The sequence below is a fragment of the Pseudoroseicyclus tamaricis genome, from assembly GCF_012070395.1.
Taxonomy (GTDB): Bacteria; Pseudomonadota; Alphaproteobacteria; order Rhodobacterales; family Rhodobacteraceae; genus Pseudoroseicyclus_A; species Pseudoroseicyclus_A tamaricis.
Genome location: NZ_JAAFYS010000002.1, coordinates 526,570 through 546,533 on the forward strand (window position 1 = coordinate 526,570; position 19,964 = coordinate 546,533).

At 68.4% G+C, this 19,964-nt stretch carries 17 protein-coding genes and 3 pseudogenes; 13 read left to right on the forward strand and 7 right to left on the reverse strand.

The annotated features are described in order from the left end of the window. Positions 1-3: 3 nt before the first annotated feature. The 3 genes from GY170_RS08945 to GY170_RS08955 are packed head-to-tail and all read right to left on the reverse strand — an operon-like array spanning position 4 to position 3,100. The gene (locus GY170_RS08945) at positions 4-1,092 is read right to left on the reverse strand and encodes a D-TA family PLP-dependent enzyme (RefSeq protein ID WP_163892377.1); all 1,089 of its coding nucleotides are present in this window, start codon (positions 1,090-1,092) and stop codon (positions 4-6) included. Position 1,093: 1 nt separating this feature from the next. Further along, positions 1,094-2,590 (reverse strand): M81 family metallopeptidase, encoded by a 1,497-nt coding sequence (locus tag GY170_RS08950; RefSeq protein WP_163892379.1) that lies wholly within the window; start codon positions 2,588-2,590, stop codon positions 1,094-1,096. 3 nt (positions 2,591-2,593) lie between these two features. Then, a complete protein-coding gene (locus GY170_RS08955; RefSeq protein WP_163892382.1) occupies positions 2,594-3,100 on the reverse strand; it encodes a hypothetical protein in 507 nt (168 codons plus the stop codon). A gap of 139 nt (positions 3,101-3,239) precedes the next feature. On the opposite strand from GY170_RS08955, the gene GY170_RS08960 reads away from it, so the two are divergent. The 5 genes from GY170_RS08960 to GY170_RS08980 all read left to right on the forward strand — a co-directional run bounded on the left by GY170_RS08960 (position 3,240) and on the right by GY170_RS08980 (position 9,561). Next, positions 3,240-4,154, forward strand: coding sequence for a MurR/RpiR family transcriptional regulator (locus tag GY170_RS08960; protein ID WP_163892385.1), 915 nt, complete (start codon positions 3,240-3,242; stop codon positions 4,152-4,154). 69 nt (positions 4,155-4,223) lie between these two features. Further along, on the forward strand, positions 4,224-4,997 hold the full coding sequence (locus tag GY170_RS08965; RefSeq protein ID WP_163892388.1) for an SDR family oxidoreductase: 774 nt from the start codon (positions 4,224-4,226) through the stop codon (positions 4,995-4,997). A 12-nt stretch (positions 4,998-5,009) separates the two neighbouring features. Next, on the forward strand, positions 5,010-6,911 hold the full coding sequence (locus tag GY170_RS08970) for a beta-N-acetylhexosaminidase (RefSeq protein WP_163892391.1): 1,902 nt from the start codon (positions 5,010-5,012) through the stop codon (positions 6,909-6,911). Positions 6,912-6,927: 16 nt separating this feature from the next. Further along, the gene (locus GY170_RS08975; RefSeq protein ID WP_163892394.1) at positions 6,928-8,361 is read left to right on the forward strand and encodes a M81 family metallopeptidase; all 1,434 of its coding nucleotides are present in this window, start codon (positions 6,928-6,930) and stop codon (positions 8,359-8,361) included. 3 nt (positions 8,362-8,364) lie between these two features. Then, positions 8,365-9,561, forward strand: coding sequence for an MFS transporter (locus GY170_RS08980; RefSeq protein ID WP_163892397.1), 1,197 nt, complete (start codon positions 8,365-8,367; stop codon positions 9,559-9,561). Positions 9,562-9,661: 100 nt separating this feature from the next. Here GY170_RS08980 and nagB read toward each other — a convergent pair whose 3' ends face one another. From nagB to GY170_RS08995, 3 genes and pseudogenes are all read right to left on the reverse strand, one after another. Further along, entirely contained in the window at positions 9,662-10,441 is a 780-nt protein-coding gene (nagB, locus tag GY170_RS08985; RefSeq protein WP_163892400.1) for a glucosamine-6-phosphate deaminase, read from the reverse strand. Between the two features lie 7 nt (positions 10,442-10,448). After that, entirely contained in the window at positions 10,449-10,841 is a 393-nt protein-coding gene (locus GY170_RS08990; RefSeq protein ID WP_163892403.1) for a RidA family protein, read from the reverse strand. Positions 10,842-11,193: 352 nt separating this feature from the next. Next, positions 11,194-11,442, reverse strand: a pseudogene (locus GY170_RS08995) (transposase); the annotation flags it as partial. Positions 11,443-11,504: 62 nt separating this feature from the next. Between GY170_RS08995 and GY170_RS18710 the strand changes: the two are divergent. The 8 genes and pseudogenes from GY170_RS18710 to GY170_RS09030 all read left to right on the forward strand — a co-directional run. Next, a pseudogene (locus tag GY170_RS18710) lies at positions 11,505-11,736 on the forward strand (transposase); the annotation flags it as partial. A 276-nt stretch (positions 11,737-12,012) separates the two neighbouring features. Then, positions 12,013-12,348 (forward strand): annotated as a pseudogene (locus GY170_RS18715) (GTP-binding protein); the annotation flags it as partial. Between the two features lie 55 nt (positions 12,349-12,403). Continuing rightward, positions 12,404-12,874 carry a DUF6525 family protein gene (locus GY170_RS18720; RefSeq protein WP_394351489.1) on the forward strand — a complete coding sequence of 157 codons (471 nt, stop codon included), beginning with the start codon at positions 12,404-12,406 and terminating at the stop codon, positions 12,872-12,874. Positions 12,875-12,964: 90 nt separating this feature from the next. After that, on the forward strand, positions 12,965-14,902 hold the full coding sequence (locus GY170_RS09010) for a PhoX family protein (protein WP_163892406.1): 1,938 nt from the start codon (positions 12,965-12,967) through the stop codon (positions 14,900-14,902). Positions 14,903-15,311: 409 nt separating this feature from the next. Further along, entirely contained in the window at positions 15,312-16,340 is a 1,029-nt protein-coding gene (locus tag GY170_RS09015) for an LLM class flavin-dependent oxidoreductase (RefSeq protein ID WP_203531242.1), read from the forward strand. Continuing rightward, entirely contained in the window at positions 16,337-17,311 is a 975-nt protein-coding gene (locus GY170_RS09020) for an ABC transporter substrate-binding protein (protein WP_163892409.1), read from the forward strand. The genes GY170_RS09015 and GY170_RS09020 overlap by 4 nt, the downstream gene beginning before the upstream one ends. A gap of 197 nt (positions 17,312-17,508) precedes the next feature. Next, on the forward strand, positions 17,509-18,516 hold the full coding sequence (locus GY170_RS09025) for a FecCD family ABC transporter permease (RefSeq protein WP_163893798.1): 1,008 nt from the start codon (positions 17,509-17,511) through the stop codon (positions 18,514-18,516). Continuing rightward, on the forward strand, positions 18,513-19,286 hold the full coding sequence (locus tag GY170_RS09030) for an ABC transporter ATP-binding protein (protein ID WP_163892412.1): 774 nt from the start codon (positions 18,513-18,515) through the stop codon (positions 19,284-19,286). Before GY170_RS09025 ends, GY170_RS09030 begins: the two co-directional genes overlap by 4 nt. A gap of 53 nt (positions 19,287-19,339) precedes the next feature. Here the strand turns inward: GY170_RS09030 and GY170_RS09035 are convergent, their stop codons facing one another. Continuing rightward, positions 19,340-19,915, reverse strand: a complete 576-nt coding sequence (locus GY170_RS09035; protein WP_163892416.1) for a HupE/UreJ family protein — start codon at positions 19,913-19,915, stop codon at positions 19,340-19,342. Between the last annotated feature and the right edge of the window lie 49 nt (positions 19,916-19,964).

Sequence of the window (19,964 nt, forward strand, 5' to 3'; positions counted from 1 at the left end):
CGACTACCACACCGTGCCGCGCGCCGCGACGGGCAGCACCCGCGTGACGATACCGCCGCGATGAAAGACCATGCGGTCGAACAGGTTCGACACCACGCAGGTGTGGTTCGGCACGATCCGCAGCTGCGTGCCGACGCCCGGGCGATCCGCCCCGCAGTCCGTCAGATCGACCACCGCGTGCTCTTCGGACAGCGAGACGATCCGCGCGCCCGGCAGCGCCGGAATCGTTCCGTAGTCCTCAAAGCCCAGCAGGTCCGAGGTCAGCGCCTTCGAGCCCGAATCGAGCACCGCCCGGTCGGGTGTCGGGCGCGAGACGACTGTGGCGAGGATCTCCATCGCCATGTCCTCCGCGCGGCACTCCCCCGCCCGCAGCATCGCGCGGTCGTTGTAGACGTAGGTGCCCGCACGATGCTCCGTGGCGCTCGGCACCAGATGCGCCGCGTAGAGATCGGGCGAGCCGCCGTTCGAACGAACCGGACAATCGAGGCCCACCGCCGCGAGCCGTGCCATCGCGTCTTGCAGGAAGGCCTCGACCGCCGCCGCGCCCCCGATGGCCGGGTAGGTCATCAGCCCGTCGAACCGCAGGCCGGGGGCTGCCGCGATGTCTTGCGCCAGAGCCACCGCCGCCTCGGCCCCCTGCACGCCGCAGCGCCCGGCCCCGGTGTCGCATTCCACCAGCACCCGCAGGGGCCTGCCCTGCCCCACGGCCTTTGACAGGCCCTCGATACTGACCGCGCTGTCGGCAACCACCCGCAGGGTCGTCACGCGCTCGTTCAGCGCCACCAGCCGTGCAAGCCGCGCGGGGCCGAGGATGTTGTACGTGATCAGGATGTCGTCGAAGCCCGCCTCGGCGAAGACCTCGGCCTCGCTCACCTTCTGGCAATTGATGCCGATGGCCCCGGCCTCGACCTGCTGGCGCGCGACCTCGGGGATCTTGTGGGTCTTGATGTGCGGGCGGAACGGCAGGTCGTGCGACGTCATGTAGTCCTGCGCCCGCGCGATGTTCTTAGCCAGCCGGTCCTCGTCGATCACGGGCATGGGGGTGAGGACATCGGACAGCGGCGTGCCGACGTCGGGCCAGGGGAACTCCATCTCAGGCTCCAGTCGCGAAGGGATCGGCCACGCGGGGCCAGATATCGGGCCGCACGAAACGGTAGGGGTTCGTGGCGGGATCGTTGGGATAGGGCTTGCCGGCAGAGCAGTAGAGGATCTCCGCCGCGATCGGCGCGAAAGCCGCGTAGAAGTGGTTGGTGGATTTCAGCACCAGGATTTTCTGCGCCGCGATCTCGACTCCCATGGCCGTGAATAGCGAGGGGTCGTAGCTTTGCGCGCGCACGGTGTTCAAGATGACCTGGATACCTGTGTCCCGCCCCTCCGCATCCAACAGGGCGATCCGGGCCGCCGGGCCGAAGGGGACCACGCTTTCGCCGAAGACCATCGCGGCCTCGGGCACGAGCGCCTCGACGCGGACCAGCGCATCGACCGGCTCGCCAGTGTCGGGCGCGGATTTCGCACCGAAGCGCAGCGGCATGACGCCCCCCACCCCGGTCGCGGTGCACAGGCCGACGGCGATCGGGTCCCAGATCGTGCCGATGGCGACGCCGGTCGCCCCGCACGCCATCAGCGCCTTCAGCACCACCGTCGCATCGCCCGCCGTGCCACCGCCGGGGTTGTCCCAGATATCGGCGATCACGACCGGAAAGGCCTCTGCCGCCATCGCCTGTGCGACCGCCTCCTCAGCGGTCAGGACCGGCATCATGTGACGGCCGCGGTTGGCGAAAAGCTCCTGCCCCAACCGTTCCGCAAGCTCGGCACCCAAGGCGGCGTCACCGTCGGTCACGGCTATCATCTTGGTCCCCATCTCGGGCACGTCGCCCGCCATGAAGCCGTGAATGGCAGAGAGCGACAGGACACGCGCGTCCTCGGCCTCGATCTGCATCATCCGGTCGACGAAGCCGCGCATGGGCTGGCGCGAGGTCGGGAAGATGTCGATCATCCGGCAATCATAGGTCGACATGACGGGTCGGACCCGCTCATGCAGCGTGTCCACGACGATCCGCCAGAGATCCTCGGCCCGGTCGACGAAATCCGTGTGGGGAAATTCCTTGAACACCACGAAGAAGTCCGCCGCCGCGACGCGTTTCGCCGTCAGGTGGCTGTGCGGGTCGAGTTCCGCGCAGACCAGAACGTCAGGGCCCACGATCTCGCGCACGCGGGCCAGAAGATCGCCCTCGGGATCGTCGCAGCCTTGCGCCACCATGGCCCCGTGCAACCCCAGCACCACGGCATCCACCGGCAGCGCCGCGCGCAGCTGATCCAGAATCTCGTCCCGCAGGCCGACATGCGCGGGCCCCGAGACGAGGCCCGCGGGATCGGCCCAGGCGGCACTGCCCTCGATCAGCTCCCAGCCTTCCGCCGCGCAGAACCGCCGACCGACGGGAATGGGCGCGGTGCAAAGCGTCGCGGTATCGGGGTGCGCACCGGGGGCCGCGTAGAACGATTCCACGAAGGCGCGGCGGTCGATCACGATAGGCGAGAACGTGTTCGTCTCCGTCGCCATGGCGGCGGTGAAGATGCGCTTTGCGGCCATCCTTCAGGTGTCCTGGACGTGCGGCAGATACCCGACGAAGCCCGCGATCTTCCAGCGGCCGCCCACCTTGCGACACCAGTAGAGGGTCTGCCAGTTCATCCGCTCCGATGTGCCGTCCGCCCGCGGCAGCGCGCCGTCGAACTTCTTGCGCACCAGGGCTGCGTCGCCCGTGATCTCGATCTCCTCCAGCCGGGTCGCATGGAAGATGCCGCTGCGCGGATCGCCCGCGTAAGCTCCGGCGTCGCGCTGACGGGCGAAGTCCTGCGCCTGTCTGAGCCAGTCGTCGCGGTAGGCCTCGAGATGGGGATAGGCCATGTCGAAGCCATCCGGGTCGGACTGGAAATGCCCGCTGATCGCCGTGAAGTTGTCGGAGATGAAGTCATCCGCCACCGCCGACCAGTCTGCCGCGACGAAGGCATCGATGTCGCGGGGGACCAGCATCTCCCAGATCGCGGCGCGGTCGGGGTCGTCTGCGCCAAAGGGGTTCTCGAAGGGGTCGCGCGCTGTCATGGTTCGTTGCCTCGTGAAACTGATTTCGACTTTGCGATATAATCACTGGAAAAATCCAGTCGAATGTGCCCCAGTAGGTCAAAATCGTGAAAATGAATTTCTTGAGCGGACCGGATCAGGACCTTCGACAGGATAGCCCATGACCAACGATCCACACACCTCCCCCGTCGCCGGCTGGTCCGGCGCCACCGATCTGATCGAGGGCCTTGCGGACGAGGAGGGCAAGCTGTCGGCGCTTGAAAAGAAGCTGGCGGCTTTCGTGCTGGCGGACGTGAATTATGCCACCACGGCCTCGATCTCGGACATCGCCACCGGGGCCGGCGTGTCACCGCCGACGGTGACGCGGTTCTGTCGCCGCCTGGGCTGCGCCTCGTTCTCGGACTTCAAGGTGCAACTGGCCAAGAGCCCTTACGTCGGCCTGCGCTACCTCAAGCCCGAATCCGTCACCAACTCCGCCGAAGAGGTGGCCGAGGACATCGTCACGAAAGCGCAGAACGCCCTGTTCGAGATGCACCGCAATCTCGACCTGCCCCGCATCGAAGAGGCCGTGGCGTTGCTGACGAAGGCGAAGATGATCTACGCCTTCGGCTCGGGCGGCAATTCCTCGATGATCGCGAGCGAGATGCAGAACCGCCTGTTCCGGCTGGGCGCGCGGATCACCGCATCCAGCGACCAGTCGATGAACCTCATGCTCTGCGCCTCGGCGGAGCCGGGGACGGTGGTCTTCGGGTCGTCCTTCACCGGGCGCAACAAGGAACTCGTCCATGCCTTCGATGTGTTGCGCAGCCGGGGCATTCCGACGATCGCGCTGACGAAGGACGGCTCGCCGCTGGCTGAGGTCGCCGATGTCGTGGTCGCGGTGAACCTGCCGGAGGGGAAGAACATCTTCCGCGCCACCTCGACCCGCTATGCCTCGATCGCGGTGGTGGACATCATCGCGAACCTCTTCGCCTACAGCGATCGGGCGCGGTCCACCCGCCTTCTGCGCGGCATCAAGGAAGAGCTGATCCGCCACCGCGACAACGGCGACGACAGCCAGATGCTGGGCGACTGACCCCTGCCCGCCGGTGCGTTGGCGGACGCATCGGCGGCACCTCACAACGCCGCCAAGGGAAGTTCGAACATGGCAGAAACAGTCGCCATCGTCACAGGTGGCAGCGGTGACATCGGCCAGGCCATCGCGCGGCGCCTGCTGCGCGACCACGACCGCGTCATCCTGGCGGACCGCGACATCGCCGGCGCCGAATCCGCCGCGACCGAGATCGGCGCGGGCTGCACCGCCTTCGAGATGGACGTGACCGACGCCAACTCCTGCGCGGCGCTTGCGTCGCACGCGCAAGAATTGGGCAATCTCACCACGCTCGTGAACAACGCAGGCGCGGCACGGGCGGTCAGCCTGCAGGCCACGACGCTCGACCACTGGCAGGCGGATCGGGCGCTGAACCTCGACGCCAGCTTCCTGACCTTCAAGGCGGTGGCCGAGCAGCTCGTCGCGGCGCGCGGATCGGTGGTCAACATCGCTTCGGTCAACGGGATGGGAGTCTTCGGGCACCCGGCCTATTCCGCCGCCAAGGCCGGAATGATGCATCTGACGCGCCTGATCGCGGTGGAATACGGCAAGTTCGGCGTGCGGGCCAATACCGTGGCCCCCGGCACCGTCCGCACCCGCGCCTGGGAAGCCCGCGCCGAGGCCAATCCCGGCGTCTTTGACGAGGCCGCGGCGCATTATGCGCTGGGCCGGATCGTCCGCCCCGAGGACGTGGCAGAGGCGGTGGGGTTCCTCGCCTCCGATCTCGCCGCGGCGATCACCGGCACCTGCCTGCCCGTGGATTGCGGCCTGACGGCCGGCATCCCCGCGCTGGCCGCCACCTTCAGCCAATCCGACGACTACCGATAACAGGATCGACCGATGACCTACTTTCTAGAGAACGCATGGCTGCCCGAGCCTGCCCCCGCCGGCACCTGGCAGATCACCCTGACGAACCTGTCGGACGCGCCGCTGTCGGACTTCAAGCTGTCGCTGACCTCGATCACGCGCATCATGCCGGAACACGAGATCACGGGCGCGGTCTTCCACAAACGGGCCGCCAACTTTCATGAGTTCGCCCCCGAGGACACCACGCCGCTGGCCAGCGGTGAGAGCTGGAGCTTTTCCGTCGAGGGGCTGAACCGCTCCCCGTTCCACCGCAACGACGCGGCCAAGACGGCGTGGATCACCACCTCGGACGGCACGCACCATGACGTGGTGGTGGGCGATCTGACCCACGGGGGCATGACCCCCGTCCTGCCGCAACCGCGCCTGCCCGAAGGACGGCTGACGCTGCCCTTCGCCCTCCTGCCCTGGCCGAACGAGATCGACGCCGAGCCGGGAGAGGCCCCTGTCCTGCTGCACGCCGCCGGCGCCTCGACCGCCGATCTGCGGCTGATGATCTCCGTTGACGCGCTGCACGGCCGCCTGTTCCCGCAGGCCCGCCGGCTGTTCCAGCTGTCCGCCGTGCCGGGCAGCCGCGCCTTGCGCTTTGACACCGACGACAGCCTGCCCGCCGAAGGCTACCGGCTCGACTTTGGCGGCGAGGTGACCCTGACCGCATCGGATGAGGCCGGGCGCCGCTACGGGCTGATCGCGCTGGCGCAGATGCTGCACGGCGCCTTCACCGATCCCGACTACAAGTTCCCCAGGGCGGGCCACATCACCGACGCGCCGCGTTACGGCTGGCGCGGCTGCCACCTCGATGTCTCGCGCCACTTCTGGCAGATCGACGAGGTCGCGCGCGTGGTCGACATCCTGGCCTGGCACAAGCTGAACATCTTCCACTGGCACCTGACCGATGACGAAGGCTGGCGGGCCGAGATCAAGGCGCTGCCGCAGCTGACGAGCGCCGGCGCGACCCGCGGGGCCGAGCTGCCCAAGATGCTGCCGCAACTGGGCGACGGCCCGGAGGCCAGGCGCCAGTACTACACGCAAGACGAGATGCGCGGCCTCGTGGCTCATGCAGCAAGCCTCGGCATCGAGGTCATGCCCGAGATCGAGACGCCGGGCCACGCGATCTGCGTGCTGGCCGCGATGCCCGAACTGAAGGACCCCGATGAGGAGCCCAATTCCTACTTTTCCGTTCAGGGCTTCTTCAACAACGCGCTGAACCCAGCGATGCCAGCCGTCTACGACATGCTGGAAAAGGTTTTCGACGAGATCATCGAGATCTTCCCGTCGAAGTATATCCACATCGGCGGCGACGAGGTCGCGGCGAATGCCTGGCTCGGCTCGCCGCGCGCGCGCGAGCTGATGGAGCAGGAAGGCCTCGATGGCACCTTCGAGCTGCAAAGCTGGTTCATGCGCAAGATCAAGGCGATGCTGGATGCGCGCGGCAAGGTCATGGTTGGCTGGAACGAGATCGCCCATGGCGGCGGCGTCCCCCCCGAGGACACCATCGTGATGGCCTGGGAGAATCCCGGCGTCGGGATCGAGCTTGCGAAGGACGGCTACGGTGTCGTGATGACGCCCGGACAGGCCTACTACCTCGACATGGTGCAATCGGGTGACTGGCTGGAGAACGGCGCCGGCTGGGCCGGACCTGTCCCCCCCGAGCAAAGCTACGCCTTCGAGGCGGAAGGCGATTTCCCAGAGGAGCTGCGCGACCGGATGCGCGGTATCCAGGCCTGCATCTGGTGCGAGCACTTCACCACCAAAGCCTGGTTCAACGACCTCGTCTTCCCGCGCCTCGGCGCGATGGCAGAGGCCGCCTGGACCGACAAGGCCCACAAGGACTGGCAGCGCTTCGCCCGCCAGGTCCGTCTGCACCCCACCCTTTGAGTCGAAAGTGACCTCCATGCGTATCGCCGTCGGCGGCATTCACACCGAATGCTCGACCTATTCGCCCGTCCTGATGGAGCCAGAGGATTTTCGCGTCGTCCGCGGGGACGACCTTCTGGCGTCCCCTCACTTCGCTTTCCTCAAGGCCTTCAACGCCGACTTCGCCCCGCTGGTGCATGCCCGCGCCGTCGCGGGCGGGCCGCTTGCCCGGCCGACCTACGATCTCTTCAAGACAGAGTTCCTGGATCGGCTGAAGGCGGCACAGCCGGTCGATGCCGTCTACCTTGCGATGCACGGGGCCATGCATGTCGACGGCATGTGGGACGCCGAGGGCGACTGGATCGCCGCCGTGCGCGAGGCGGTCGGCCCCGACATGCTCATCGCCTGCAGCTACGATCTGCACGGGAATGTCTCTCAAAAGATCGTCGACCAGATCGACATCTTCGCCGCCTACCGCACGGCCCCGCATATCGACATCGCCGAGACGATGACCGCCTCAGTCCAGATGCTCACGCGCGCGCTGAAGGAGGGAACCCGCCCGGGCGTCGTCCGCGTGCCAGTCCCGCACCTTCTGCCCGGCGAGCGGTCCTCGACCGAGGATGAACCGGCCCGCCGTCTCTACGCCGATCTTCCAAAGCTGGAGAGCGAGGGCGTCTGGCGGACCGATCTGATGATCGGCTATGTCTGGGCCGACGAGCCGCGCGCCACCGCCTGCGCCGTGGTGACCGGCACGGACAGGGACGCTGCGGCCCGCGCCGGGGAGCGCATCGCGCAGGATTTCTGGAACGCGCGCGACGAGTTCCACTTCGGCCCCACCACCGGCCCGCTGGACGAGATGCTGAACATCGCCGCCAAGGCCACCACGCGCCCCGTGATCCTGGCCGACAGCGGCGACAACCCGACGGGCGGTGGCGTGGGCGACCGCGGCGACGTGCTGGCCGCTCTGATCGCCGCCGGTTGGCAGGATGCGCTTGTGGCCGGCATCACCGACCGGCCGGCGGTCGAGGCTTGCTTCTCCGCCGGGGAAGCCGCGACGCTGGATTTGAAGATCGGCGGCACGCTCGACCCTGCGGGCGCCACGGTCGAGGCGACCGCCCGCGTGGAGCGCCTGCAAGACGCCACCGACCCTGCGGAACGGCAGGCGGTCGTGCGCATCGGCGGCATTACCCTCGTGCTGGCCGCGCGGCGGCGGCCCTATCACAACATCGCAGACTTCGAGATGCTGGGGCTCGACCCGAAAACCGTGTCGCTGCTGGTCGTAAAATCGGGCTACCTGTCGCCCGAGCTTGCCCCGCTGGCCAACCCCAGCCTGATGGCGCTGACCGACGGGGTCATCAACCAGGACATCCCGCGCCTGTCCAACCGGTTGCGGGCAAAGGGCACCCTGCCCTTCGAAGACCGCACGCACTACACCCCAGAGGCCGAGGTCTCCGCCCGGTTCCTCGGCTGATCCGTGAACGCCTGGCTATCCATCCTGCGCGACCGTGCGGTCGTGCGCGCCTCGGCTGCGGCGATCTTCCTTTACGGATTCTCCGGCGCGGCCACCGCGCCCTACCAGTCGGTCATCGGCATCCGCGAGCTCGGCCTGTCGGACGCCGCCTACGCGGCGGTGGCCCTGGTGGGCGCGGTGTTCCAGGTGCTGATCGCGGTCGGAACCGGCTACCTGTCGGACCGTGCGCAAAGCTACCGCACGCCGCTCATCGTCATGGCGAGCTTCGGCTTCGTGGGCTACGGCATGGTCTGGCTCTACCCGTCGCAGGCGACCTTCGCCATCGCCCTCATCGGGCCGCTGGCGATGTTCCATGCCACGAATTCGCTGCTCTTCGGCAATGTCCGCGCGCAGACTTCCGACTTCGCGCCGGCCGAGGCGGCCATCGCCAACGCGCTGATGCGCATGATGATCTCGCTGTCCTGGGTTCTGGTTCCCGGCATCGTCGGCCTCTACCTCGCCCGGCGAGAGAGCATGATCGACGCCTACGGGATCGCGGCCCTCGTAGGGCTTGCCTGCGTGCTGACGATCCTCTTCGGTGTGAAGGCCAGGGCCGCCCCCGCGCAGGCCACCGGCCCGCGTCCGGCAATGCTGCCGGACCTGATCAGCGTGCTGTCCTGGGGCATGGGCCTGCGCATCGCGGGGGTCGCCCTGATCACGCAGGTCTTGACCGTCAACGCCACCGTCCTGCCGCTGATCGTGACCGGGCGCGCGAACGGGGCCGCCTCGGACATCGGCTTTCTGGTGGGGCTCGTCGCGGTGCTGGAGGTCATCTTCATGATCGCCTGGGCCAGCGCCGTGCGCCACATCCACCTGACGACGGCGCTGGCCATCTCGGCCCTGCTCTATCTGGCGTATCTCACGGCCATCGCCATGGCCTCGGCGCCCTGGCACGTCTACGCGGCGAGCGTCGTCGCGGGCATCGCCGCAGCGGGCATCATCTCGCTGCCCATCAGCTACCTGCTCGATCTGATCAGCAACCGGCCGGGCCTGTCGGCCTCGCTCATTGCGGTGAACATGTTCCTCGGGGCGGCGCTGGGGTCGGGCATCTTCGCGCTTGGCACGGCGGTGGGCGGCTACGGCACCGCCTCGGTCATGGGCGGCATCGCCGGCGTCGCCGGGGCGGCATTGCTGCTTGCGCTGGAACGGCGATCCCCATGATTGCGCGGGAGCTCTGCACGGGCGACCCCGCCGGAATTGCGGCCGCGGTGGACGGCGGGACCGATCGCAAGACAGCCGCAGCCCTGCGCTGCGCGCTGGATCAGCTCGAGGTTTCTCCCACCCGCGGGTGAACCTGTTCGTAATAGTCGCGCAGCTCCAATGCGCCCGCCGCGGCCTCGTCCAGCACGACCGTCACCTTGCGGTGCATCTGCAGCGCCGAAGCGGGACAGGCGGCAGCCACCGGCCCCTCGATCATGCGGGCCACCACATCGGCCTTCTCGGCACCGTAGGCCAGAAGAACGACCTCCTGCGCGCGCAGGATCGTCCCGATCCCCATGGTGATCGCCAGCCGCGGCACATCCTGCGGATCGTCGAAGTAGCGGGCATTGGCCTCCCGCGTCGAGCGCGTCAGCGTCTTGATCCGGGTGAGCGACGACAGGCTCGACGTGGGCTCGTTGAAGCCGATGTGCCCGTTGAGCCCAAGTCCCAGTAATTGCAGGCCGATGTCGCCTGCCCTTGCAATCGCGGCCTCGTAGCGCTCGGCCTCGGCCTCCGCGTCGGGCGCATCGCCGTGCGGAAGGAAGGCCCGCCCCGGGTCGATGTCCACGTGGTCGAAGAGCTTTTCACGCATATAGTGCCAGTAGGAGCACGGGTGCGTCTCCGGCAGCCCGACATATTCGTCGAGGTTGAACGACGTCGCCTGCGCGAAACTGACCTCCCCGGCCCGGTGGCGCGCGATGAGGTTGGCATAGACCATCTCCATCGTCCCGCCCGTGGCCAGCCCAAGGACGGTGTCCGGTTGCCGGTTCAGGCGCGCGGCGATCAGGCTGGCCGCGCAATCTGTTGCGAGCGCCTTGGTCTGGTGGATCAGGATCTTCATGCCGGGTTCAGATCGGCTTCCAGGCGAGGACGTCGATTTCCACCTTCGCATCGACCATCAGGCGCGATTCAACCGTCGAGCGCGCCGGGGGGTTCGGCCCGAAATGCTTGGCAAAGACCGCGTTGAAGGACGAGAAGTCCCGCGCGTCGTCAAGCCAGCAGTTCACCTTGACCACGTCTTCCAGCCCGCAATCGGCCAGCGCCAGCACCTCGATGATGTTGGCCATGACCTGTTCGGTCTGTGCCACGATTCCGCCGGTCACGACCTCGCCGTCGACCGTCGGCACCTGACCCGACACGTGAACGTAGTCGCCCGCCCGGACGGCCTTGGCGAAGGGGCGCTTCTGCCCGCCTGCCTGCGCATCGGCGCTCTCGTAACGGATCAGGGATTGTTGTGACATTACGGGACTTTCCGCCTTATTTTCCGGCGTCCAAGCTCCCATGACGGGGCGCGGATTACAAGGGCAGGCGGCCGCTTTGAGCCCGAGAAAGCGGCTTATCTGGCTGTCGTGCGACCCGAACGCTTGCAGGCAACGTCGTGCCCACGCCGCGGCGCATCTTCCCGAAAACAGCCGGTGCCTTTCCCGCGCGGCCCGCGCCAGCCTGCCGAGGTCAGCTGTGCGGGGCAGAGCTGCCATCGGCCCATGCACTCGGTTAATTCTGCGTTTATGGAATGTCCTGTGTGGGCAGGCGGGTAATAGACTTTCATTCGATCTGTTACCTTGGAGCCTCAAGCGGACTTAGGCTCAAGACTCATAGCCAATAGATGAAAGTTGCGGCGAGAGCGATCGCGGAGAAGAAGGCGTTTGGGCATCTGTCATACCTTGTCGCGACACGGCGTCAGTCCTTGAGCCTGACGAATATGATCTCGATACGGGTCCGGCGCTTGTAGCGGCGTTTGTCGTGTTTGACCGTTGGTCTGCGTTGTCTTCGGCCTCGGAGGCAGTGGCGTATCCCTCTGTCTTGCAACGCTTCTCGGAACCAATCGACGTCGTAGCCCCTGACCTGAGTCCCGAATCTTCCTCCAGTTTGAAGTAGAGCCCGCGCCAGCCAGGAGACGGACGATGAAGCGATCAAGGTTCACGGAAGAGCAGACCATCTGGATGCTGAGGGATCAGGAGGCCGGCATGGCTACGGCCGAGGTCGGCCGCAAGCATGGGGTCAGAACGACGACGTTCTACAAATACAAGGCGCGGTTTGGCGGCCTTGAGGTGTTAGATGCGCGGCGGCTGAAAGCGCTTGAGGACCAGAAAGCCAAGCCGAAGAAGCTGCTGGCGGAGGCCATGCTCGACAGCCCCGAGGAGGCCAAATCAATCCAGTGGATCGATTTGCCGAGGGGCAATCCTGAAGGATGTCGCATCGCGAAAGTGGTAACGCCCGGCGTGAAGCGGGAAGCGGTGGCGCATGTCGTGGCGGTCAACGGGTTGAGCCAACGGCAGGCGTGCAAGGCACTGGTGGTGGACCGGTCGAGCGTGCGTGCGGCCGGACGACGCCGGAGCAAGGGCTACGATGAAGGTCGTCGCGGCCGAGAGGCGACGGTTCGGCTATCGCCGTATCCACGTGATGCTGGCCATCCGCGCCAAGGGGCATTTCTGGCTGGCGACGCGGCCCGATTGGGTGGCCGAGTTCTCGCTCGTCGGCGCCCTCTCCTCCGTCAAGCCGCTCGGCAAATGGTGGGCCGCCGTGCCCCGCGAGCGCTGGCCCGATCACGAGGGGGCGCGGGCCTACCTGCAGTCGAACTAGAGCGAGCCCTGGGGCGACCGGCCGCAGGAGATCGTCTTCATCGGTGCCGGCATCGACTGGCCGGCGCTAAAGGCGCGGCTCGACGCCGCCCTGCTTGAGGGCGCCGTGGGCCCGACCTCCCTGCCCGACCCCTACCCCACCTGGCGCCGCGCGGAGGCGGCGTGATGGGCGCAGGCCAGCCAGTTGCGGCACTCACCGGATCCCCAGAGGGGGCGCGGCCATGATCGGCAACCTTGGTCGCACGAGCCTGAAGAGGCGCCGGCGCGAGGGAGAGCCGATGCGGGAGTTCGAGCGGCTCCCGCCCGCCCTCCGCCTCTGGGTGGCCCGCGCGATCCTCCCGTGGCGGCCGGTGTCGGCTCACCGCGCCTACCGGCAGGCCCTTGCAAGCACGGGATCCCATGGCGCAGCTCTGACGGAGCTGGACGACCTGGAGCGGCGGCTTGTCCCCCGGGGTGCCATTCGTGTCTGGGGCGCGGCCTATCCGGCCCCGATGGTGGCGCGCGAGTGGGCCGCCGAACGTCGCGCCGCGCCGCCCCTTGGCACGAGGTCGCTCAGGATCGGCAGCCCGCAACGGTCAACCGCCCCCCTCTGCCCGCGAGACCGCCTCCCGTTCGGGCTCTCGCGGTATGGGTCAGGCCGAGGTCCCATCCGGAGGGAGCCACGCCGGTCGGCATGTTACAATGTCACATAACTTGCATGAAGACTTGCTACCTCGTCCGGGCGCCCCGCCGACGATGATCTCACCGGCGATGCGGCGGCTCAGAAAGAACAGGGAAACCTCATGTCTGACAAACACCCCATGTCCGCCGATGAGTGGGACGAGCTCAACTTCCCCCGCGCGGAGGTTCAGGAGTTCGACCGCGTCGTCGAGCGTGCCATCTCCCGCCGTGGCTTCCTCGGCGGTGTGCTGACCTTCGGCTCCGGCGCTGCCGTCATGGGCGCCGGCCTGCTCAAGGGCTCCACCGCGCTGGCCCAGGGCTCCAGCCGTTTCGCCTTCGAGAACCTGCCGGCCCAGACCGACAGCACCATCCATGTCCCCGACGGTTACTCCTGGGACATCCTGGTGCGCTGGGGCGATCCGCTCTTCTCCGATGCGCCGGAGTTCGACCCCGAGCTCGGCATCCCGACGGAAGGCTCCGACCGGGTCTTCGGCGAAAACACCGACGGCATGGAGCTCTTCTCTATCGACGGCCGTGAGATCCTCGTGGTGAACTCCGAATACACCAACAACGAGATCAACCTCGTCGGCTCCGCCGGGACCGAGACCGAGGGCCAGGCCGAAGAGACCACCGTCGCCTCCGCCGACGCCGTGCTCCGCCTGCAGCAGTTCCAGGGCGTCAACGTTCTGGAAATCGAAGAGGGCCCGAGCGGCTGGTCTGTCGTCGTGGACAGCCCCTACAACCGCCGCATCCACCACAACACGCCGATGATGATCGACGGCCCCGCCGCCGGCCATGCCCTGCTGCAGACGGAAGCGGACCCGACGGGGACCGAGTCGCTCGGCACGTTCAACAACTGCGGTGCCGGTCGCACGCCCTGGGGCACCTATCTGACCTGCGAAGAGAACTTCAACGGCTACTTCGGCGCCACCGAGGGCCTGCCGACCGACGAGCAGATCGCCGCGGGCTACCAGCGCTACGGCATCAACGAGACGGGCTTCGACTACAACTACCACCAGTTCGACACCCGCTTCGACGTCTCGATGAATCCCAACGAACCCCACCGGGCGGGCTACATCGTCGAGATCGACCCGGCAGACGCCGATTCGACCCCGGTCAAGCGCACCGCCCTCGGCCGTTTCAAGCATGAGAACGCCGCCTGCACGCTTGCGAACGACAACCGCGTCGTCGTCTACATGGGCGACGATGAGCGCGGCGAGTTCATCTACAAGTGGGTCAGCCGCGACGCCTATGAGGAAGGCGGCGACACCTCCACGCTGCTCACCGAAGGCCAGCTCTACGTCGCCGTCTTCAACGACGACATGTCGGGCGAGTGGGTCGCCCTCACCGAAGAGGCGACGGGCATGAGTGCCGCCGAGATCGCCATCTTCACCCGCACCGCCGGCTCCGCCGTCGGCGCGACGACGATGGACCGTCCCGAGTGGGTCGCCGTCAACCCGACCGCCGTCGAGGCCTATTGCTGCCTGACCAACAACTCCCGCCGCGGCGTCGAGAACGACGCGGGCGAGGTGATTGCCAATGCGGGCGGCGATCCGATGGTGCTCAACGCGCCGAACCCGCGCGAAGCCAACGACTACGGCCAGATCGTGCGCTGGCGCCCGGCGGGCGAGGACCACGGCTCTGACGGCTTCGACTGGGATCTCTACGTCATGGCCGGCAACCCGGCCGCCGAAGAGGCGCCCTACGATGGCAGCGAGACCATCAACGCGGGCAACCTCTTCAACTCGCCCGACGGGATGCAGATCGACACCACGGGCCTCATCTGGATCCAGACGGACGGCGACGACTCCAACGAGGGCGCCTTCGAGGGCATGGGCAACAACCAGATGCTCGCCGGCGACCCGGAGACGGGCGAGATCCGCCGCTTCCTCACCGGGCCGAAGGGCTCCGAGGTGACGGGCCTCACCTGGTCGTCCGACCGCCGCACGATGTTCGTCGGCATCCAGCACCCGGGCGCCCCGTTCCCGGACGGCGAAGGCGCGCTGCCCCGCTCCTCCATCGTCGTGGTGAAGCGCAACGACCACGAAGTCCTCGGCTGAGACTGACGCCACTCAAGCTCAAGCGGGCCGCCCCCAGGGGCGGCCCGTCGTCATTTTGACCTGGCATTGGCAGCCAACGGTCGAGGTTGGCAGACCCTCGTCTGGCGGCTGATTGTGGGCGGCGCAATCCGACGCCGCCTCAGTGGCCCATCGGTCGCTTCAGAGACTTGGCCGGGCCGCATTTCGCGCTGCGAAGGAGCGCGCGAAAATCCCTTTGAGCTCATAGCATACCCCCCTTGGGTATAGGCATTTGTTAGCGCGAACAGTCACTTAGCGCTCGACTCGCGGTGGGGCCGTGACTAGTCCCGGGATCGGGGAGCCGGCGAGCACCGGGAGGAGGCCTCATGTCAGTCATCCATCGCCCCGCCGCCGCGGCGGGCGCCGTCATCTTGCGCCGGAGAGCCCGCCCGTGAGCATCCGCTTCGATCTCGCCGGCTTCGCCCGTGACGATACGCTCGGCGACCATGCCCGGCTCATGCGGCTCGCCGAGCGGGCTGACGTGCTGGGCTATGGCGGCATCTGGTTCAACGAGTTCCACTTCCGCGGCGCCGTCAATCCCTACCCGCACACGCTGCTCCTCGGCGCTGCCATCCTCGCGCGCACCGAGCGGCTGCGCTTCGGCACGTCGATCCTCGTGCTGCCGCTGCATCACCCGCTGATGCTGGCCGAACAGGTGGCGCAGCTGGATTTCCAGAGCGCCGGCCGCATCGATGTCGGCGTCGGGCGGGGGACCGATCCGGGCACGTTCAGCGCGCTGGGGCTGCCCCCCGAGGCGAAGGAGCGCTTCGGCGAGGCGCTGAGCATCATGCTGAAGGCGTGGAGCGGCGCACCCCTCTCCGCCACCGGCCCCACCTGGCAGTTCGAGGACGTCACGGTCGGCCCGCCGCCGGTGCAGCGGCCGCACCCGCCGGTCTACGTCGCCGCCGTCTCGCCCGCGACCATGGCCCTCGCGGTGGAGCGTCGTCTGCCGCTGCTCCTGTCGCTCGAGCCCAGCGAAACCCGCCAGATCGGCCCTTTCACCGCGGCCCTGGGAGGGGATCGCGCCCCCCTCCGCGCCTCCTCCCTCTCGCGCTACATCGTCATCCACGGTGACGCGGCGGTGGCGGAGGAGAAGCTGCAGGCCCTCCTCGCCCTGCTCAACAAACGCAGGGCCGACTGGGCGGCGGCCAGGGGCGAGGCCCCTCCCCCGCCCCGCACCCGCACCGAGATGCTGGAGGGCCATGCCATCGCCGGCACGCCGGAGGCCTGCGCGGCCCAGATCGAGGCGCTGACCGCCCGCACCGGCGTGCACTCCATCCGCCTCTTCCCCTCGGCCAACGGCGCCCTGCCGCTGGCGGAGGCGGAGCGGACCATCGAGCTTTTCGCCCAGACCGTGCTGCCCGCCTTCGCCGGCCGCACAGCCCCGGCCCCACGCGTCAGCCAAGGAGCCACATCATGATGCGATCCCTCGCCACCGCCGCCACGCTCGCCCTCATCGCCGGCACAGCCTGTGCACAGGGCGTGCACGAGCCGTACACCGACGAGAACTGCGGCGTGACCACCACCTACGAGGCCGCGCCCGAGCGGGCCGTCACCCTCTCCAGCAACGCGACCGAGCTGATGCTGGCGCTGGGGCTGGAGGACCACATGGCCGGCACCTCCTACATGGCGGGCATGCAGATCAGCCCGGACTACGAGGCGGCCTACAACGAGATTCCCATCCTCTCGCCGCTCGTCGCCACCACCGAGCAGCTCATCGATGCCGAGGCGGATTTCGTCTATGCCGGCTACCCCGACGGCTTCTCCGAGAGCCGCCACACGCGCGACCAGCTGCACGACCTCGACATGAAGACGCGGCTGAACACCGAGGGCTGCAATCTCGGCCGCTTCGGCTTCGACGAGCTCTATGAGGAGATCCGCTCCGTCGCCGGCATCTTCGGCGTGCCGGAGCGGGGCGAGGCGCTGATCGAGGAGATGCAAGCCGAGGTCACCGGGGTCGAGGCGGCACTGGAGGGCGTCGAGTCCATCCCCGTCTTCATCTACAACGGCGGCGAGGATGCGCCGCGCGCCGTCCTCGGCAACACCATGCTGAGCCACGTGGTGGAGCGCGCCGGGGGCGAGAACATCCTCGGGGACGAGAACAACCGCTACGGCAGCACCTCGTGGGAGCAGCTGGTGGCCGAGGCGCCGGAGTTCATCGTGGTCTTCTACTCGGGCACCGAGAGCGGGCAGGTCGTGGACGATCCGTCGAACAACATCGGCCAGGCCCGCGTGGATGTCCTGATGAGCCAGCCGATCATCGCGGGCGTGCCGGCGGTGGAGAATGAGAACTTCATCACCATCTCCTCCGTCATCGGCCAGCCGGGGCCGAGCTCGGTCACCGCGCTTCAGGAGCTGGCCCGCGCCTTCCACCCCGAAGCGTTCGAGTAACCATGCGGGCGGTGGCGGACCCCCCGGCGCAGGAGACGAGCCCCGAGGATCGGCAGCGCGCCGAGCTTCTGGCGATCCTGCGCAGCCCGCCACCCTCCTCCGTTGCGGCGCCTCGGCCTCCTCCGGTTGCCCTGCCTGCCGGCGCACCGACCAGCGCCGGCGCCCGGCGAGGGCGACACCTCCTCGCCCTTGCCGGTATGACCTCGCTCGTCGTGGTCGCCGGGCTGGCCGGGCTGATGATCGGCTCCGTCCACATCCCGGCAGGCACGGCCGGGGCCATCTTCCTCCACTGGATCAGCGGCGGCGTGCTCTTCGAGCCCACATGGCGCGAGGCCTACGAGATCATCGTGGTGCAGACGCGGGTGCCGCGGGTGATCCTCGCCGCGGTCGTGGGCGGCAGCCTCGGCGTCTGCGGCATGGTCATCCAGGCGATCGTGCGCAATCCGCTGGCGGGGCCGTCGATCCTCGGCGTCTCCTCCGGCGCGGCGACCGGCGCCGTGGTGGTGATGCGCTTCGGCCTCGTGACGCTCGGCGCCTTCACGCTGCACATCGCCGCCTTCCTCGGCGGGCTCGCCACGCTCACCATCGTCTTCTGGATCGCCCGCACGGGCGGGCGGATGACACCGACGCGGCTCGTCCTCGCCGGCGTGGCGATGAGCGCGGTCCTCTCGGCCTTCACCTCGCTCCTCGTCCTCACCTCGCCCGACCCCCAGCTCGCCGCCCGCGTGCTCTTCTGGACACTCGGCGGCTTTGGCGGCGCGCAGTGGAAGCTGCTGCCGATCCCCGTCGCCGCCCTCGCCCTCGGCCTCGCTGTGATGCTCGTGCAGGCGCGCCGGCTGAACCTGCTCATGGCCGGCGATGAGAGCGCCGTGGCGCTGGGGCTGAATGTCGAGGCGCATCGCCGCGCCATGTTCGTGCTGACCGCCGCGCTCACCGGGATCACCGTGGCGGTGGCCGGCGTCATCGGCTTCGTCGGCCTCATCATGCCGCATATCGTGCGCCTGATGGTCGGCGCCGATCATCGCCATGCCCTGCCGGCCGTGGCCCTGCTCGGAGCGGCCTTCACCATCGCGGCGGACCTCGTCGCCCGCTCGATCATCGCCCCGCTGGAGCTGCCGGTGGGCATCGTCACGGCGCTGGTCGGCGGGCCGTTCTTCATCTGGCTCCTGCGCCGTGACGCTCGCTCGCTGGCGGGTGCCCCGTGAGCCTGCCGCCGGGACGTCTCGCACTGGAGGGCGTGAGCTTCGCGGCGGGCGGGCGGGCGCTCGTGCAGGACGCCTCGCTGGAGGTGGCGCCGGGCGAGATGGTGGGCCTCCTCGGCTCCAACGGCGCTGGCAAATCGACGCTCCTGCGCACGATCTACCGCATCAACCGCCCCATCGCGGGCCGGGTGCTGGTGGATGGCGAGGATGCCTGGAGCCAGTCCGCCGCCTGGGTAGCGCAGCGTGTGGGGGCGGTCCTACAGGACATGCCCGCCGACTTCCCCCTGACGGTCGAGGAGGTCGTCGCCATGGGCCGCTCGGCCCACAAGCGCCTGCTGGAGCCCGACAGCACCCACGATCACGCCCTGATCGACGCTGCCATCGCCCTTCTGGAGCTGGAGAGCTTTCGCGCCCGCCCCTTCCGCACCCTCTCCGGCGGGGAGCGCCAGCGGGTGCTGCTCGCCCGGGCCATGGTGCAGCAGCCCCGGATCCTCGTGCTCGACGAGCCGACGAACCACCTCGACATCCGCTACCAGCTCTCGCTCCTGCGCTTCGTCCGCGAGATCGGCGTGACAATCATCGCCGCCCTGCACGACCTCAACCTGGCCGCCATGTTCTGCGACCGGCTCTGCGTGCTGGACGGGGGGCGGGTGGTGGCGACGGGCCGGCCGGACGATGTGCTGACGGCAGAGCGGGTCAGCGAGGTCTGGGGCGCGGAGATGATCGTTCAGCGGCACCCGACGAGCGGCAAGGTCTGGCTGCTGCCGGCCTGACCTGGGCCGGGGACGGCGCGCTCCTCGCCGGGAGCGCGCCGCGACCCTGCAGATCAGCCGCCGAGGGCGACCCAGATGCCGCCGAGCGCGGCGATCCCGCCGAGGGCGCGGATCACCTTCGTGCCGATATCGGCCCGGGCCAGCAGGCTGGCCACCGCGACGCCCACCGCGTGCAGCGCCGCCGTGGCGAGCATGAAGCCGACGCCGAACTGCAGGGCCCCCGCCGCCCCGAGCTCACCACCATGGGCATGGCCGTGAAACACCCCGAAGAGCGCGACGAGACCGGCCGCGGCACCGAGCGGCACCGCGAAGGCCAGTGCGACGGCGAGGCCGAGGATGAAGACGGAGGCCAGCACCATCGGCTCGACGGCCGGCAGCGGCATCCCGGCCAGCGCGGCGCCGTAGCCGAGGACCATCGCGCCGACGAACGCCGCCGGCAGGGCCCAAAGCGCCCGCCCGCCGAGGACAACCGCCCAGAGCCCGACCGACACCATGGCCAGGATGTGATCGAGCCCGAAGACCGGGTGGGACAGGCCCGCCGCGAGCGAGCCATGCGTGCCCGGATCGAGATGCGCGAGCGCGGGCGACGCGATCAGGGTGGCTGCGGCGGTGTAGAGAGGGAGCTTCATGTCTGGTTCCTTGCTTGGGTCAACCGGATACCTCGGTGCGAGTCATATC

Excerpts from the sequence above, each read along its gene's own strand:
- GY170_RS08965 (WP_163892388.1), top strand. The coding sequence starts at position 4,224 with ATGGCAGAAACAGTCGCCATCGTCACAGGTGGCAGCGGTGACATCGGC.
- GY170_RS09010 (WP_163892406.1), top strand. The coding sequence starts at position 12,965 with ATGTCTGACAAACACCCCATGTCCGCCGATGAGTGGGACGAGCTCAAC.
- GY170_RS08955 (WP_163892382.1), bottom strand. The coding sequence starts at position 3,100 with ATGACAGCGCGCGACCCCTTCGAGAACCCCTTTGGCGCAGACGACCCC.
- GY170_RS08975 (WP_163892394.1), top strand. The coding sequence starts at position 6,928 with ATGCGTATCGCCGTCGGCGGCATTCACACCGAATGCTCGACCTATTCG.
- GY170_RS18720 (WP_394351489.1), top strand. The coding sequence starts at position 12,404 with ATGATCGGCAACCTTGGTCGCACGAGCCTGAAGAGGCGCCGGCGCGAG.
- GY170_RS09025 (WP_163893798.1), top strand. The coding sequence starts at position 17,509 with ATGACCTCGCTCGTCGTGGTCGCCGGGCTGGCCGGGCTGATGATCGGC.
- GY170_RS08990 (WP_163892403.1), bottom strand. The coding sequence starts at position 10,841 with ATGTCACAACAATCCCTGATCCGTTACGAGAGCGCCGATGCGCAGGCA.
- GY170_RS08960 (WP_163892385.1), top strand. The coding sequence starts at position 3,240 with ATGACCAACGATCCACACACCTCCCCCGTCGCCGGCTGGTCCGGCGCC.
- GY170_RS08970 (WP_163892391.1), top strand. The coding sequence starts at position 5,010 with ATGACCTACTTTCTAGAGAACGCATGGCTGCCCGAGCCTGCCCCCGCC.
- GY170_RS09035 (WP_163892416.1), bottom strand. The coding sequence starts at position 19,915 with ATGAAGCTCCCTCTCTACACCGCCGCAGCCACCCTGATCGCGTCGCCC.
- nagB (WP_163892400.1), bottom strand. The coding sequence starts at position 10,441 with ATGAAGATCCTGATCCACCAGACCAAGGCGCTCGCAACAGATTGCGCG.
- GY170_RS09020 (WP_163892409.1), top strand. The coding sequence starts at position 16,337 with ATGATGCGATCCCTCGCCACCGCCGCCACGCTCGCCCTCATCGCCGGC.
- GY170_RS08945 (WP_163892377.1), bottom strand. The coding sequence starts at position 1,092 with ATGGAGTTCCCCTGGCCCGACGTCGGCACGCCGCTGTCCGATGTCCTC.
- GY170_RS08950 (WP_163892379.1), bottom strand. The coding sequence starts at position 2,590 with ATGGCCGCAAAGCGCATCTTCACCGCCGCCATGGCGACGGAGACGAAC.